At 67.1% G+C, this 15,959-nt stretch carries 15 protein-coding genes; 9 read left to right on the top strand and 6 right to left on the bottom strand.

Annotated features, from left to right (window positions below):
* Positions 1–46 precede the first annotated feature (46 nt).
* A complete protein-coding gene (locus ASC91_RS19485; protein WP_056200540.1) occupies positions 47–805 on the top strand; it encodes an NF038120 family PEP-CTERM protein in 759 nt (252 codons plus the stop codon).
* Positions 806–834: 29 nt separating this feature from the next.
* Entirely contained in the window at positions 835–3,984 is a 3,150-nt protein-coding gene (locus ASC91_RS19480; RefSeq protein WP_327082890.1) for a S8 family serine peptidase, read from the top strand.
* 73 nt (positions 3,985–4,057) lie between these two features.
* Here the strand turns inward: ASC91_RS19480 and ASC91_RS19475 are convergent, their stop codons facing one another.
* Entirely contained in the window at positions 4,058–4,477 is a 420-nt protein-coding gene (locus ASC91_RS19475) for a hypothetical protein (RefSeq protein ID WP_056200530.1), read from the bottom strand.
* Positions 4,478–4,528: 51 nt separating this feature from the next.
* Here ASC91_RS19475 and ASC91_RS19470 point away from each other — a divergent pair, with 51 nt between their 5' ends.
* The gene (locus ASC91_RS19470) at positions 4,529–5,041 is read left to right on the top strand and encodes a CAP domain-containing protein (protein WP_056200527.1); all 513 of its coding nucleotides are present in this window, start codon (positions 4,529–4,531) and stop codon (positions 5,039–5,041) included.
* Here ASC91_RS19470 and ASC91_RS19465 read toward each other — a convergent pair.
* The 5 genes from ASC91_RS19465 to ASC91_RS19445 are packed head-to-tail and all read right to left on the bottom strand — an operon-like array spanning position 5,019 to position 9,258.
* A complete protein-coding gene (locus ASC91_RS19465) occupies positions 5,019–5,681 on the bottom strand; it encodes a response regulator transcription factor (RefSeq protein ID WP_200955311.1) in 663 nt (220 codons plus the stop codon). The two genes, ASC91_RS19470 and ASC91_RS19465, sit on opposite strands and share 23 nt — an antisense overlap.
* Complete coding sequence (locus ASC91_RS19460) at positions 5,663–6,892, bottom strand: sensor histidine kinase (protein ID WP_056200524.1); 1,230 nt, start codon at positions 6,890–6,892, stop codon at positions 5,663–5,665. Before ASC91_RS19460 ends, ASC91_RS19465 begins: the two co-directional genes overlap by 19 nt.
* On the bottom strand, positions 6,889–8,022 hold the full coding sequence (gene mnmA / locus ASC91_RS19455; RefSeq protein WP_056200522.1) for a tRNA 2-thiouridine(34) synthase MnmA: 1,134 nt from the start codon (positions 8,020–8,022) through the stop codon (positions 6,889–6,891). Before mnmA ends, ASC91_RS19460 begins: the two co-directional genes overlap by 4 nt.
* Positions 8,023–8,046: 24 nt before the next feature.
* Positions 8,047–8,748, bottom strand: coding sequence for a 2OG-Fe(II) oxygenase (locus tag ASC91_RS19450; RefSeq protein WP_056200520.1), 702 nt, complete (start codon positions 8,746–8,748; stop codon positions 8,047–8,049).
* Between the two features lie 12 nt (positions 8,749–8,760).
* Positions 8,761–9,258, bottom strand: a complete 498-nt coding sequence (locus tag ASC91_RS19445; RefSeq protein ID WP_056200515.1) for an NUDIX domain-containing protein — start codon at positions 9,256–9,258, stop codon at positions 8,761–8,763.
* Between the two features lie 82 nt (positions 9,259–9,340).
* Here ASC91_RS19445 and ASC91_RS19440 point away from each other — a divergent pair, with 82 nt between their 5' ends.
* The 6 genes from ASC91_RS19440 (at position 9,341) to ASC91_RS19415 (ending at position 15,943) form a co-directional block, all read left to right on the top strand.
* On the top strand, positions 9,341–10,456 hold the full coding sequence (locus tag ASC91_RS19440) for a Re/Si-specific NAD(P)(+) transhydrogenase subunit alpha (RefSeq protein WP_056200511.1): 1,116 nt from the start codon (positions 9,341–9,343) through the stop codon (positions 10,454–10,456).
* Between the two features lie 2 nt (positions 10,457–10,458).
* Positions 10,459–10,776: an NAD(P) transhydrogenase subunit alpha gene (locus ASC91_RS19435; RefSeq protein WP_056200508.1), complete on the top strand. Its 318-nt coding sequence runs from the start codon at positions 10,459–10,461 to the stop codon at positions 10,774–10,776.
* Complete coding sequence (locus tag ASC91_RS19430) at positions 10,773–12,248, top strand: NAD(P)(+) transhydrogenase (Re/Si-specific) subunit beta (RefSeq protein WP_056200505.1); 1,476 nt, start codon at positions 10,773–10,775, stop codon at positions 12,246–12,248. The genes ASC91_RS19435 and ASC91_RS19430 overlap by 4 nt, the downstream gene beginning before the upstream one ends.
* A 110-nt stretch (positions 12,249–12,358) precedes the next feature.
* Complete coding sequence (locus tag ASC91_RS19425; protein ID WP_200955310.1) at positions 12,359–13,573, top strand: Fic family protein; 1,215 nt, start codon at positions 12,359–12,361, stop codon at positions 13,571–13,573.
* Positions 13,574–13,681: 108 nt separating this feature from the next.
* Entirely contained in the window at positions 13,682–15,355 is a 1,674-nt protein-coding gene (locus tag ASC91_RS19420; protein WP_056200502.1) for a long-chain-fatty-acid--CoA ligase, read from the top strand.
* A 54-nt stretch (positions 15,356–15,409) separates the two neighbouring features.
* A complete protein-coding gene (locus ASC91_RS19415; RefSeq protein WP_056200499.1) occupies positions 15,410–15,943 on the top strand; it encodes a hypothetical protein in 534 nt (177 codons plus the stop codon).
* Positions 15,944–15,959 lie beyond the last annotated feature (16 nt).

Here is a 15,959-nt window from a genome sequence, read left to right as displayed (position 1 = left end):
CCGCCTGCTCGGTAGATTCAACTGATCAAAGAAAGTGGGTAGTTAAATGAAGAAGGTATTGACCTTGGTCGCGCTGGCCGCGGCCGCATTCACGGCGTCGATGGGCGCCCAGGCGGGCGTGCTGCGCTCGACCATCGATTTCGAGACGCCGATCGACGGCTCGCCCTTCCTGTCGTACCCGGGTTTGCCGCTGCTGGGCAATGGCGACGAGTTCTATCAGCCGGGTATCGCCGGCCACACGATGTTCTTCGACCCGTTCTCCAACAGCGCCCTTGCGCAGCCGGCAGATCTCGTTGGCGTGATGGCCGCAGGTGCGGATTGCTTTGGTGCGCAGTGCCCCGTGAACAACGCCAGCACCTACATCGGTCTGCTGGATGACGCCGTGCTGCTGTTCGGCGCCAACGACGGCTTCCGCTTCTCGATCAAGAGCTTCAAGGCAAGCTTCATCGGCAATGGCGACCCCATCGCCGCGACCCCCGGCTTCGTACGCCTGCAAGGTGTGCGCAATGGCGTGTCGACCACCGCCACCTTCGCGCTGACCGGCCTGGACGCGGCGGGCAACCTGAACTTCGGAACCTACAGCACCGGCGCCTTCGGCAACACCGAGTGGGACTATGTCTACGCCTTCGGCTTCGCCTGCCCCACGCCGGGCACCACCGGCAGCTGCACGGCCTTTGGCACCGACCGAGCTCAGTTCGCGCTGGATGACGTCGTCATCGAGCACGTGCCCGAGCCCGCCAGCCTCGCTCTGCTGAGCGTCGCCGGCCTTGCCGCCTTCCGGGCCAGCCGCCGTCGCGCTGTCTGATCCGCCGTTTGCATCGAAAGGACTCTTTGATGAAGATGAAACTCAAGCCCGCCGCACTGGCGACGCTGGTTCTGCTCTCAGGTTTGGCCACAAGCTCCTTTGCGCAGGATCGCAAGACCTACATCGTCCAGCTCAAGGACGAACCCGCTGCCTCCTACCAGGGCACGGTGTCAGGCCTGGCCGCCACCCAACCGGCAGCCGGTGAAACCTTCAAGTACGGCAGCGCTGCCGTGCAGGCCTACATCAGCTATCTGAGCCAGCAGCAAAGCAATGTGATCTCCTTGGTCGGCAATGCGCCCGTCCTGGCGACCTACAAGACCGTGTTCAACGGTTTTGCCGCCAGCCTGACGGATGACGAAGCCCGCTCGCTGAGCACCAACAGCCAGGTCGTCGGCCTGTGGCAGGACGAAGCCCGCAAGCTCGACACCATCTCCACCAGCAAGTTCCTGGGCCTGACCGCCCCGGGCGGCCTGTGGTCGCAGACCGCCGGCGGCTCTGCCATCAAGGGCGAGAACCTGGTGATCGGCGTCGTCGACCTGGGCATCTGGCCCGAGAACCCCGCCTTCTTCGACCGTGTCGATGCCAACGGCGTGCCGAGCAACAACCCGGCCGACACCCTGGTCTATGGCCCCAAGCCCGCCACCTATACCGGTGGCTGCGTGGCTGGCGAGGGCATCGACCCCGCCAAGCATTGCAACAACAAGCTGATCGGCCTCCAGCACTTCAACGCGGGCTTCGTCGCCTCCGGCCGGACCCCGCACTGGACGTCGTTCGCCTCGGGCCGCGATGACCTGGGCGGTGCGACCGGCCACGGTGGCCACGGTGACCACACCGCCTCCACGGCGGCGGGCAACTCCAATGTCACGGCCATCGTCAACGGCATCGCCCTGGGTCAGGCCTCGGGCATGGCGCCGCGCGCTCGCGTGGCTTCCTACAAGGTCTGCTACACCTATGTGGACGTGGCCGCCACCGACGGCACCGGCAGCACCAACAGCTGCTTCACCACCGACTCGGTGGCCGCCATCGACAAGGCCGTGGCGGATGGCGTCAACGTCATCAACTTCTCCATCAGCGGCTCGCAGACCTCGGTCAACGACCCCGTCGAGCAAGCCTTCTACCGCGCCTCGATCGCCGGCGTCTTCGTCGCTGCTTCGGCAGGCAACAGCGGCCCCGGCCAGGCTGTCGCCCACATCAGCCCGTGGCTGACGACGGTGGCCGCATCCACGCATGACCGCGCCTTCAACGGCGACGCCACGCTGGGCAATGCCGCCAAGTACACCGGCGCCTCGCTGAACAGCCTGGCAGAAGTGAACAACCAGCTCATCATCCGCGCCGAGGATGCGGGCGTTGCCGGTGCCAGTGCCAACCTGAACCTGTGCTTCAGCAACCCGCTCGAACTGGACCCCGCCAAGGTGGCCGGCAAGATCGTGGTCTGCACGCGCGGCACCAATGCCCGTGTCGACAAGAGCCTGGCCGTGCTGAACGCCGGTGGCGTCGGCATGATCATGCAGGACAACGGCGCTGGCCTGGTGGCCGAGGCCCATTCGGTGCCGACCGTGCACGTCACGACCGCCGACGGCGCTGCGATCAAGACCTATGCCCAGACGGCCGGCGCGACCGCCAGCATCAGCAAGTTCTACATCGGCACCGCCCCGGCGCCGATCATGGCCAACTTCTCGTCGCGTGGCCCGAACGCCGGTGACAGCAACGTCCTCAAGCCCGATGTGACGGCACCGGGCGTGGACGTCATCGCCCAGGTCACCCCGGCCCTGAGCCAGGGTGACCGTGACGCCGTCGCCGCCGGCACGCTGGTGCCCGGACCGGCATGGGCGTCCTACCAGGGCACGTCCATGTCCAGCCCGCACGTGGCTGGCTTGGCCCTGCTGCTCAAGCAGGCTCACCCGACCTGGGGCCCCGGCGCCATCAAGTCGGCGCTGATGACCACGGCCTACTCGACGCTCAACGACGGTCTGGCCGGCCTGTCCAACGGCCTGCTGCCCTGGTCGCAAGGCTCGGGCCACGTGCAGGCAAATAGCGCCACCGACCCCGGCCTGGTCTACAACTCGGGCAAGAACGACTGGGTCAAGTACCAGTGCAAGGTGAACAAGGCTGCGGTGGTGCCGGCCAGCGACTGCACGAACATCGGCACGCTCTCCGAGACGTCCGACCTGAACCTGGCGACGATGACGGCCGGTACCGTCATCGGCTCCGTCACCTTCCCGCGCACGGTTACCAATGTGGGTAGCAGCAGTGCCACCTACAACGCCACCGCCAGCGTGCCGGGCTTCACGACCGTCGTGACGCCGTCCTCGCTGACCCTGGCCCCGGGCGCTTCGGCCGCCTTCACGGTCAAGCTGACCACGACGACCGCCACCGAAGGTGTTTGGAACTATGGCCAGCTGGTGTGGAACGACGGCACGCACACCGTGCGTTCGCCCATCCAGGCCAAGGTGGGCAAGGCGATCTCGGCCCCGGCTGAGTTCACCGGCACCACGGTTTCCGGCACCAAGCTGTTCACGGTCCGCACCGGCTTCGCTGGCCGCATGGGCTCGTCGGCAGGCGGTATGAAGGAAGTGACGCTGTCCGCGCCGGCCACCCTGGCTCAGAAGGCCACCAGCAGCGCCCAGCTCAAGGCCATCTGCCAGGCCGGTGCCGACACCGCCAACGTCAAGGTCTACAGCTTCAGCGTTCCGGCCAACACCCTGGTGGCGCGCTTCGGTCTGCGCGATGTTGATGTCGGTGCCGCCGGCGACGACAACGACATGATGCTGCTCTACCCGAACAACACCACCTCGGCGTACTCGGGCAATGACGGTTCCAACGAGACGGTGCAGGTGCTCGCACCTGCCGCAGGCACCTACAAGGTCTGCGTGGTGGCTTACGGCGGCAGTGCTGCCATGACCCATACGCTGTCGAGCTGGATCGTCAAGGCCGGTGACGGCGCTGGCCTGAGGATGGCCATGCCTTCGCAGGTCTATGCCGGCAGCACGGCCACCGTCGGCCTGACCTGGTCGGGCCTGGCAACGGGCAAGCGCTATGTCGGCGCCTTCCAGCTGCTCGATGCAGGTGGTGTGGCCCAGACGACGACCGTGGTGCGTGTGTCGACCGACGGCGTTGTGCCGGTGCTCAACGAGCCCAACACCGTGGCGGCCAAGCTGGCCGACGGCGTCGCTCAGTAAGCAGCAGGCTTTACAGCCACTCCCGAAGCCGCAGGCCGCAAGGCCTGCGGCTTTTTCTATGCAGGTGCGACTTTCAGCGTGCGCTGGCGGGCGTGGCCAGCTGGCAGCGCCCGGCCACGCAGGCCGCACCGGGGTCGGCCACCATCGCGCAGTTGGAGAGCATGCCGCTGGCCTCAATCTCGCGCTTGTGGGCCTGGGCCTGACGAGTGGCGATTTCGGCGAGACGTTGAGCGTCCGTGCTTTCGCTGGACCAGGCCAGATAGCCGGCCGGACCTCCGCAGGCCTTGGCGCCGACGGCGATGGTGCGGCACTGCGCGTCTGCCTTGCAGGCCGCAGGGCCGATCAACGCGCGCAGCTCGCGGCCGAGCCGGACGGACTCGGTTTCGGCCGCGGCTGAAGCGGCCGGCGTGGTCGGGGCTGGGGGCGGCGTCTGGGCGCAGCTGGCGAGGGCGGCCCAGGCGAGCAGGGGGGCGAGCAGTCGGTGGGGTTTCATGCCCCCATGGTGGGCTTCGCGTCGGCGCTTGGCAACAACTAGGATTCGGCCATGCGAGCCTTGTTGCCTCTGTTGCTGGGCCTGACTGCCCTGGCGCCCGCCGTGGCCCAGCAGAGCTGCCAGCCCGACGCCGCTGCAGTCCAGGCCATGCTGAATGCCTTGCGCACCCAGCCCCAGGCCTGTGGTGAGCGCGTCTGGCCCGCCGTGGCAGCCCTGCGCGCCAGCACCGTGCTGGCGGACTCAGCCCGCCGCTACGCCGAGGAACTGGCCGCCCGCGACCGCATCGACCATGTCGGCGCCGCAGGCACCTCGCTGCGCACGCGGCTGCGCGAGGCAGGCTATCTGATGCGCTCGGCCGGCGAGAACCTGGCTGGCGGGCCGGAAACCCTGGACGAGGCCATGGCGCAATGGCTGGCCAGCCCGGCGCATTGCGAGAACCTGATGGCGGTTGACTTCCAGGAGTTCGGCCTGGCCTGCGTGACAGGGCCGGGGCGGCTGCAGCGCTACTGGGTGCTGCATCTCGCAGCACCCGCCACGCGACCTAAATCCAGCCCAGATCGATAGCGCGCAGCACCGCCTGTGTGCGGTCCCTCACGCCCATCTTGGAGAAGATGGCCGAGCAGTGGTTCTTGATGACGCCTTCGCTGTTACCCAGCAGGCCGGCGATCTCGGTGTTGCTGCGGCCGCTGGCCACCAGGCGCAGCACCTGCAGCTCCTTCGGGCTCAACGGGTCCGGATGGTCGGCCGCCGTGAAGGCGCGCTCGCCACCCTTGGCTTCCATGCGTGTGGTGAGAGACGGCCGCAGCGCGGTGCCGCCGCCGTGCACGTCGCGCAGGGCCTGGGCCAGCGTCTCGGGGCTGATGGCCTTGAGCAGGAAGCCGCGGGCGCCGGCGCGCACGGCCTCGTCGAAGGCGGCGGTGTCGTCGAAGGTGGTCAGCAGCACGGTCGGCAGCCGCAGGGCCCGCGCGGCCAGCGCGCGGATCAGGCCAATGCCGTCCAGGCGCGGCATGCGCATGTCGGACAGGATGACATCGGGCATGTCGTCGGCGGGGGCCGCGGACAGCCACTCCAGCGCTTCGGCGCCATCGCTGGCCTCGCCGACGACCTTGAGCTCGTCGTGCAGCGCGAGCAACCCCTTGAGGCCTTCACGCACCAGTTGCTGGTCCTCGACCAGCAGGATCTTGATCACACCCATCGTGGACATCTCAACTCGATTCGAAATCCCGGGCTGGTGCGCGTCACGCACATCTGCCCACCCAGCTCGGTCATGCGCTCGGCCATGCCCGAGAGGCCATTGCCAAAGCCCTCGGCACGGCCGGTCTGCCAGTTCGGCGCGCCTCGCCCATCATCGTCGATGCTGACGGTGACCTCATCCCGTCCTTCCCCTAGCCCGCGCAGCTCCACCTGCACGCGACGCGCGCCGGCGTGGCGCACGCTGTTGGTCACGCCTTCCTGCACGCAGCGCAGCAGCGCGTGGGCTGCCCGCGGACCGAGATCGCGGGCGGCGTCGTCCAGCGTCAGCTCGATGCGCATGCTGGCAATGCCCTCGGCCAGGGCCTGCAGCGCGGCGGACAGGTCGATGCGCTGCGAGCTGCGCTGCTGCGACACGGCCTCGCGCACGTCCGCCAGCAACTGCGCGGCCACGCCCTCGGCGCGCCCCATCGCCTGGCCCGCGCCCGAGGTGTCTTCGCGCGCCAGCAAGGCGCCACCGAGCTGCAACTGCAGGTTGAGTGCCGTCAGGTGGTGGCCCATCAGGTCGTGCAGCTCGCGGGCGATCTGCATGCGCTCGTTGTAGCGCATCTGTTCGGCCAGCAGGTGCTCGCCCGACATCTGCTCTGCCAGCACGGCCTGCAACCAACGGCGCTTCTCGCCTTCGGCGGCAGCCATGCGCCCGAGACCAAAGGCCAGGCCGTGCAGGGCCAGCATGGCGAACAGCATGCCGAACTGGTCCAGCCAGGCCGTCGTCGACGCGTAGACATAGATGCCGGTGTTCAGCAACACCTGGGCGGTCGCAAAACCCAGGGCCAGCCGTGCCGGCAGCACGACGGCGCCCAGCGCCGTGACGAGGAAGGGCAGGCCCGGCGTCACGCCGAAGGCCAGCAGGTCGACAAGCAGCAGCCAAGCCAGGCGCTGGTTCACCGGCAGCGCGGTCTGGCCCTGGCGTGCGAGCCGGAAGATCAGGGCGACGAAGGCCACCAGCAGCAGCACGCAGATGACGACGAGGCTGCGGTCGTTGACATCACCACCGAGCTGGCGCCAGAGCCAGGCGACCAGGCCGTCGTAGGGCTCGGTGCGCGCGCCCAGCAGCGCCGAGCCGGCGCTGACCAGCTCCATCGCGCAGACCACCAGCGCCGCCAGGCGCAGCACGACGCCCGGCTCGGCCAGGCGGGCGAGCAGGCGGTCGAACTTCGTCATTCCGGGAGGGCGGCCGAGATGACGCCGCCGCCCAGGCACACGTCGCCGTCGTAAACCACGGCGCTCTGCCCGGGCGTGACGGCCCATTGCGGGTCGGGGAAGCGCAGCGTCAGGTGGCCGCTCGCGTCGAAGCCCACGCTGCAGGGTGCATCGGCCTGGCGATAACGCGTCTTGGCCGCCGCTTCGCCGGTGGACGGCGCGCGCCCTGCGACCCAGCTCAGGTCATCAGCGACCAGGGCCGGGCTTTGCAGCAGCGGGTGGCCGTGGCCTTGCACGACGACAAGCGTGTTGCTCGGAATGTCCTTGGCCGCCACGAACCAGGGCTCATGCTCGCCGCCACCGCGCTGGGAACCCTTCTCCTTCACGCCGCCAATGCCCAGGCCCTGGCGCTGGCCCAGCGTGTAGAAACTCAAGCCCACGTGCTCGCCCAGCTTGCGGCCGCGCTCGTCCTTGATGGGCCCGGGCTGGTGCGACAGGTATTTGTTCAGGAACTCGCGGAAGGGCCGCTCGCCGATGAAGCAGATGCCGGTCGAGTCCTTCTTCTTCGCGTTGGGCAGCGCGATCTCGGCGGCAATGCGCCGCACCTCGGTCTTGGGCAAGTCGCCGACCGGGAACATCGTCTTGCTGAGCTGCGCCTGCGACAGGCGGTGCAGGAAGTAGCTCTGGTCCTTCAGCGGATCCAGGCCCTTGAGGAGCTGGAACTCGCCATCCACTTCTCGAACGCGGGCGTAATGCCCGGTCGCGATCTTTTCGGCACCAAGCCGCATCGCGTGGTCCAGAAACGCCTTGAACTTGATCTCGGCATTGCACAGTACATCGGGGTTGGGCGTGCGGCCGGCCTGGTACTCGCGCAGAAAGCTCTCGAAAACGCGGTCCTTGTACTCGGCGGCGAAGTTGACGTGCTCGATCTCGATGCCCAGCACATCGGCCACCGAGGCGGCGTCCAGGAAGTCCTGGCGTGTCGAGCAGTACTCGTCATCGTCATCGTCTTCCCAGTTCTTCATGAAGATGCCGATGACCTCATGGCCTTGCTGTTTCAGCAGGTGGGCGGTCACGGCCGAGTCCACGCCGCCGGACAGGCCGACCACCACTCGATGTTTAGCTCGGTGTTTCTTTTCTGCGGAACTCATGGGGCGATTGTCCCAAAGGCTCCTTCAGCCTTGGGCAAACAGGCTTTCAGCGCGCTGGTAGAGCACCCAGCTTGTGGCGATGTACTTGTCCCCGCCCTTGGGCCGGTTGCCACGATGGGTGTGCGTGAAGCCGCCCGGCGCGATCAGCAGGCTGCCGGTGCGCGGCACGATCTTGCGGCCCTGGTAGAGGAATTCCGTCTCGCCCTCGGCGAAGTCGTCGTTCAGGTAGATCGTCCACAGCACCGCGCGGTGCAGGGCCTCGCCCTGGTCAAGCCTGGGGTATTGCTCGCAGTGCCAGTAGGGGTAGCCGCCCTGGTCGGCCTGGTAGCGCTGCAGATTGATGGCGCCGGGGCGGAAGACCTTGGCGATCAGGCCCATCAGCAGCTCGTCGCTCAGCGCAGCGGCGCCGTCGGCATCCAGCAGGGCCTGGCTGCCATCGGGCCGTTGCATCTGCAGCTTCAACGGTGCCAGCGCCAGATGGGCATAGCGGCGCAGATAGTGCTTGAAGCCCTGGATGACGGCGTCGTTGAGCTGGGCGCAGGCATCGGCCCACTCGGGGTGGCGGCTGATGGCGATGTCCCAGCTGTCCTTCATGCTGACATCGACGCCGCTGCCGGTCTCGCCCCGCTGGACGCGGGTGCTGGCCTTGAAGCGCTCGACGAGCGCGCGGCAGGCGTCGGGACTGAGCGCCTGGTCGTAGAGCTCGATGAAGTCAGGGGTCGTCATGGCGCGGGATTCTCAGCCCTTCAGCAGCGGCGCTTGCAGCGACACATGATTGAACACCGTCTCCAGCGGCAGCCGCCGCCCGGCCGCGTGGTCGCGCACGCACTGCAGCACCAGCGGGCTGCGGTGCCGGTCCTCGCAGGCGGCCAGCTCGGCCTCGCTCATCCACAGCGTGCGGCGTATGCCCTCGTCCAGCGCGCGCCCGGCGATCTCCTCGCCGACCGAGCCGCTGAAGGCCAGCCGCACATAGGTGACATCCTCTAATCGCGCCGGCCGCACGAATCGCGCCATGTAGACGCCCAGAAATGACTCGGGCACGAAGGCGCGCATCGTTTCCTCCAGCGCCTCGCGCACGACGGCCTCGATGGCGCTTTCGCCCAGCTCCAGATGGCCTGCCGGGTTGTTCAGCATCAAACCCTCGGGCGTCTCTTCCTCAACCAGCAGATAGCGCCCGGCGCGGGCAATCACCGCGGCGACAGTGACGCTGGGACGAAACCGGTCTGTGGCAGTCATGAAACCTCCAATCGAAATCCCGCACTGGGGTGGCGCAAGCATTGTGTAAGCTGCCGCGACCCCGTTCCCCGGAGGAGAACCCATGCAGATCGGCGTACCGCGCGAACGCGCGGCCGGAGAGACCCGTGTGGCTGTGACGCCAGAGACGGCCAAGAAGCTGAAGGCCGCCGGCCACACACTGCGCATCGAATCAGGCGCTGGCGTCGCGGCCAGCGTCACAGATGCAGCCTACGAAGCCCTGGGCTGCGAGATCGTCGACCAGGCCGCGGCCCTTGGCAGCGAACTGGTGCTGAAGGTGCGCGCTCCCGGCGCCGACGAACTGCCGCTGATGAAACCCGGCACGGCCCTGGTCGGCATGCTCAACCCCTTCGACCGCGACGGCCTCACGGCCATGGCCGGTGCGGGCCTGACCAGCTTTGCGCTGGAAGCCGCACCGCGCACGACGCGCGCTCAGAGCATGGACGTGCTCTCGTCCCAGGCCAACATCGCCGGCTACAAGGCCGTCATGATCGCGGCGGACCGCTACCAGCGCTTCTTCCCGATGCTGATGACGGCGGCCGGCACCGTGAAGGCGGCGCGCGTCGTCATCCTCGGCGTCGGTGTCGCGGGCCTGCAGGCGATTGCGACGGCCAAGCGGCTGGGCGCCGTCATCGAGGCCAGCGATGTGCGGCCCTCGGTGAAGGAGCAGGTCGAGTCCCTCGGTGGCAAGTTCATCGACGTGCCCTACGAGACGGCCGAGGAGAAGGAAGCGGCCGAGGGTGTGGGCGGCTACGCACGGCCCATGCCGCAGAGCTGGCTGGACCGGCAGAAAGCCGAGGTCGCCAAGCGCGTGGCAGCGGCCGACATCGTCGTCACGACGGCGTTGATCCCCGGCCGCGCCGCGCCGGTGCTGGTCACCGAGGACATGGTCAAGGCCATGAAGCCCGGCTCGGTCATCGTTGACATCGCCGCACCCGCGGGCGGCAACTGCCCGCTGACGGAAGCTGGCAAGACGGTCACCAAGTACGGCGTCGTCATCGTCGGCGAGACCAATCTGCCGGCCCTTGTGGCGGCCGACGCGTCGGCGCTGTACGCGCGCAACGTGCTGGACTTCCTGAAGCTCGTCATCACCAAGGAAGGCACCTTCAACGTGCCTTTGGATGACGACATCGTCGCGGCCTGCCGCGTCACGCAAGACGGCCAAGTCACGAGGGCATGACCATGGAAATCGTTGACCACACCATCATCAACCTGATCATCTTCGTGCTGGCCATCTACGTGGGCTACCACGTCGTCTGGACGGTGACGCCCGCGCTGCATACGCCGCTGATGGCCGTCACCAACGCGATCTCGGCCATCGTCATCGTCGGCGCCATGATGGCCGCGGCGCTGACCGAGACGCCGTTTGCCAAGGGCATGGGCGTGCTGGCCGTGGCGCTGGCCGCGGTCAACATCTTTGGCGGCTTCCTCGTCACGCGGCGGATGCTGGAGATGTTCAAGAAGAAGGAAAAGAAGACCAACGTGGAGGCCAAGCAATGAGCCTCAATCTCGTCACGTTGCTCTACCTGATCGCCAGCGTCTGCTTCATCCAGGCGCTCAAGGGCCTGTCGCACCCGACGACGTCCATCCGCGGCAATCTCTTCGGCATGGTCGGCATGGCCATCGCCGTGCTCACGACGGCGGCCCTCATCGTCAAGCTGGCCGGCTCGGGCCTGGGCCTGGCGTGGGTGCTGCTGGGCCTGGTCGTCGGTGGCGGCTACGGCGCCTGGCGGGCCAAGACGGTCGAAATGACCAAGATGCCCGAGCTGGTCGCCTTCTTTCACAGCATGATCGGCTTGGCGGCCGTGGCCATCGCGGTGGCGGCGGTCGCAGAGCCCGCGGCCTTCGGCATCACGCCGGCCATGGATGCGGCCCTGGCCGCCATCCCGCCGGAGGATGGCGTGGCCCCGCGCACGCTGGCGCCCATCCCGGGCGGCAACCGCATCGAACTGGCCCTGGGCGCCTTCATCGGCGCCATCACCTTCACTGGGTCGGTCATCGCCTGGGGCAAGCTGTCGGGCGGATCAAAGTTCCGCCTGTTCCAGGGCGCCCCGGTCACGTTCAAGGGCCAACATGCGCTGAACGCCGTGCTGGGCCTGGCGTCGGTCTTCTTCGTGTTTGGCTTCTGGCATTCGCAGTCGCCCATCGACTTCGGTCTGATCGTGGCGCTGGGCTTCCTGCTGGGCGTGCTGCTGATCATCCCGATCGGCGGGGCGGACATGCCGGTCGTCGTGTCCATGCTGAACAGCTACTCCGGCTGGGCGGCGGCGGGCATCGGCTTCAGCCTGAACAACGCGATGCTGATCATTGCCGGTTCGCTGGTGGGCAGTTCGGGCGCGATCCTGAGCTACATCATGTGCAAGGCGATGAACCGCTCGTTCTTCAACGTGATCCTGGGCGGCTTCGGCGGCGAGGCCGGCACGGCCGCGGTGGGTGATGGCAAGGCACGCCCGGTCAAGAGCGGCAGCGCCGACGACGCGGCCTTCGTGCTCGGCAATGCCGAGAGCGTCGTCATCGTGCCGGGCTACGGCCTGGCCGTGGCGCGCGCCCAGCATGCAGTGAAGGAACTGGCCGCCAAGCTCACCGAGAAGGGCATCACCGTCAAGTACGCCATCCACCCGGTGGCGGGCCGCATGCCGGGCCATATGAACGTGCTGCTGGCCGAGGCCGAGGTGCCCTACGACCAGGTCTTCGAGATGGAAGACATCAACGGCGAGTTCGGCCAGGTCGACGTGGCCATCATCCTGGGCGCCAACGACGTCGTGAACCCCGCCGCCCATGTGAAGGGCAGCGCCATCTACGGCATGCCCATCCTCGAGGCCTACAAGGCCAAGACCATCATCGTCAACAAGCGCTCGATGGCGGCGGGCTATGCGGGCCTGGACAACGAGCTCTTCTACATGGACAAGACCATGATGGTCTTCGGCGACGCGAAGAAGGTGGTCGAGGACATGCTGAAGGCGGTGGAGTAGCCGGATCTTTGATAAGGCGGCCGCAGAAGACTGCTTATTAAACGATCTGGCCGATATATTAAACATGATGTCCAATCCGGCCCGCTTGTTCAAAGTTCTGGAGCTGATGCATGGCCGACCAACCCCTGCGCGCCGGCCGCTGGATGCAGCAGCCCACGGGCTATCGGGCCTTTATCCCGGCGCCCTTGCCGCCTGACCCGCCGCTGCAGATCGACGGATCGCTGCAGACCCTGCTGTCGCAGGCTGATCGCGACTTGGGCCGGCTCGACGCGCTCGCCACGCTGCTGCCCAATCCTGACCTCTTCGTCGCGATGTATGTGCGGCATGAGGCGGTGCTTTCGTCTCAGATCGAGGGCACCCAGAGCACGCTCGAAGACGTGCTGGCCTTCGAGACCGACGCGATGGAAGCCGACACGCCCAAGGACGTCGAAGAGGTCGTCAACTACGTCCGCGCCATGAACCATGGCCTGGGGCGACTGGCCGAACTGCCGCTGTCTCTGCGACTGCTGCGTGAAATCCACGCCGAGCTGATGCAAGGCGTGCGCGGCGGCGACAAGTCGCCCGGCGAATTCCGCACCAGCCAGAACTGGATCGGCGGCTCTGGCAGCAGCCTGCGCACAGCCGCCTTCATCCCGCCGCCGCCGCACGAGGTGATACCGGCGCTGGGCCAGTTGGAGCGCTTCATGCACGAGAGCCGCGCCGATTTGCCCCTGCTGGTGCGTTGCGCCCTGGCGCATGCCCAGTTCGAAACCATCCACCCTTTTCTGGACGGCAACGGCCGTGTCGGCCGCCTGCTCATCACGCTGCTGCTGTGCGCCGAGGGGGCGCTGGCGCGGCCTCTGCTCTATCTGTCCCTCTTCCTGAAAACCCACCGCGCGGAGTATTACGACCGCCTCACAGCCATCCGCAGCCAGGGGCATTGGGAGCCTTGGGTTGCATTCTTCCTGCGTGGCGTGAGCCAGACGGCACGCGCAGCCACGCAGACCGCTCGCGACATCATGCAAATGCGCGACGCCCATCGCAGCACCGTGGCGCGCAATGCCCGCGCGTTGGCCTTGCTGGACCGCCTGCTCGTGCAGCCCAGCGTGTCGGCACCGCGCGCCGCGCAGTGGCTGCAATGCAGCTTCCCGACCGCCCTCAAGTTGCTTACCGACTTCGAGTCGCGCGGCTGGCTGCGCGAAGTCACCGGGTATGGGCGCAACCGCCAATGGCGCTACCAGCCCTATCTGGACCTCTTCCACCGCGAAGCTGTTGACGCCTCTCTGGCTGAGGCCGCCGCTCCGCAGGTAACCGGTAGCGCTTTCCAGGCGCCACCGTCTGCCTGATCAATCAGTCATCAACGCGTTTCCCCCTAGAGGGCGCTATCGAATCCCCTGAGCCGTCCGCTGTCAGCTATCGGTCAGAATCGCCGCAACAAAAGAAGGAGACAAGGCATGGAGCCGATCTGGCTGAAGCAATACCCGGCCGCCGTGCCGCGCGACGTCAATGTGTCGCTCTATCCCAGCCTGGTCGACCTGCTGGACACCTCGTTCAAGAAGAATGCCGCCCAGCCCGCCTATCTGATGATGGGCAAGAGCCTGAGCTTCGCGCAGGTGGACGAGGCCTCGCGCGCGCTGGCCGCCTATCTGCAGAGCCTGGGCCTGGAGAAAGGCGACCGCGTCGCGCTGATGATGCCCAACCTGTTCCAGTACCCGGTGGCCGTGGCTGCCGTGCTACGGGCGGGTTATGTGGTCGTCAACGTCAACCCGCTGTACACGCCGCGCGAGCTGGAGCACCAGCTCAAGGACTCGGGCGCCAAGGCCATCGTCATCATCGAGAACTTCGCCTCGGTGCTGCAGCAGGTCATCAAGAACGTGCCGACCAAGCACGTCATCCTGGCGGCCATGGGCGACATGCTGGGCTTTGCCAAGGGCATGATCGTCAACTACGTCGTGCGCAAGGTGAAGAAGATGGTGCCGGCCTTCGACCTGCCCGGTGCCGTGCGCTTCAACGACGCCGTCGCCAAGGGCCGCAGCCTGACCTACAAGGCGCCCAAGCTGGGCGCGGACGACATCGCCGTGCTGCAGTACACCGGCGGCACCACCGGCGTGTCCAAGGGCGCCGTGCTGCTGCACCGCAACCTGGTCGCCAACATCCTGCAAAGCGAAGCCTGGTACCAGCCGGCGCTGAAGAAGGTGCCCAAGGGCGAGCAGGTCGTCACCATCTGCGCGTTGCCGATTTATCACATCTTCGGTTTCAACACGAACATGATGCTGTCCATGCACATGGGCGGCGCCAACGTGTTGATCCCGAATCCGCGTGACTTGCCGGCCGTGTTCAAGGAGCTGTCCCAACACCGCTTCCACAGCTTCCCGGCCGTCAACACCCTCTTCATGGCCATGGCCAACCACCCCGAGTTCAGCACGGTGGACTGGAGCCGTCTCGTCATCTCGGTGGGCGGCGGCATGGCCGTGCAGCAGGCCACCGCCAAGCTGTGGCTGGACAAGACCGGCTGCCCCATCGTCGAGGGCTATGGCCTGTCCGAAACCTCGCCGTCGGCCACCTGCAACCCGACCGACAGCACCGCCTACAGCGGCACCATCGGCCTGCCAATGCCGCTGACCGAGCTGCAACTGCTGGACGACGACGGCAACGAGGTGCCGATGGGCCAGCCCGGCGAGATCGCCATCCGCGGCCCGCAGGTCATGGCCGGCTACTGGCAGCGCCCGGATGAAACCGCCAAGGTCATGACGGCCGACGGCTATTTCCGCACCGGCGACATCGGCACCGTCGATGAACGGGGTTATTTCAAGATCGTGGACCGCAAGAAGGACATGATCCTGGTCAGCGGCTTCAATGTGTATCCGAACGAGGTGGAGGACGTCATCACGCAGATGCCCGGCGTGCTTGAATGCGCCGCTGTCGGCGTGCCGGACGCCAAGGCCGGCGAGGCGGTGAAGGTCGTCATCGTGAAGAAAGACCCGAATGTCACCGAAGCTGACGTTCGTGCGTATTGCGAAGCCAACCTGACCGGCTACAAACGCCCGAAGATTGTTGAGTTCCGCACCGAACTGCCCAAGACGCCCGTGGGCAAGATCCTGCGCAGGGAATTGCGGGACAAGAGCTGATGCTTTCCCATGGCTTGCGAGCGGTGACGCCGATCGTGGGCGAGGCCCGATAACGTGCTCGACCTGTTGTATTCCAAAACCGATGCTGGCCGTGCCGAGATCCGCGCGCGGACTTTGCCGCTGTCGCGCACCGCGCGCAACCTGCTGCTCGTACTGGACGCGAGCAAAGCGGCCAGTGATTGGCTGCGCCTCGTCGCTGGCGCGAGCGAGGCCGACCTCGAGATGCTGAGCCAGCATGGCTTGATTGCACCCCAAGGTGCAGGCGGCCAGCCACGCGCTGCCGCCCCGACACCAGCGGCGCCAGTGGCGGCCAGCCCCGCACCCGCTGCATCTGCGGCCGCCCCTGCGCCCTCGATGCCGGCCGGCGGCTCGCCGCTGCTCGACCGCGCGGCCCTGTACACCTATCTGAGCGGTGAGGCGACCAAGCTGCTCGGCCCCTTCAAGGGCTATGCCTTCGCGCTCGAGGTCGAGCGTGCCGACAGCCTGTCTGCGCTGCAAGCCCTCGCCCTGCAGCTCGTCGAGCGCGTGCAGAAAGCCAAGGGCGAGGCCGCTGCGGCGGCCGTGCGCGACGCCCTCGGCCTGCGCTGATACTGGCGGGCTCGTC

It is taken from the genome of Pelomonas sp. Root1237, assembly GCF_001425055.1.
Taxonomy (GTDB): Bacteria; Pseudomonadota; Gammaproteobacteria; order Burkholderiales; family Burkholderiaceae_C; genus Pelomonas.
This window is presented reverse-complemented; position numbering and strand designations above follow the sequence as displayed.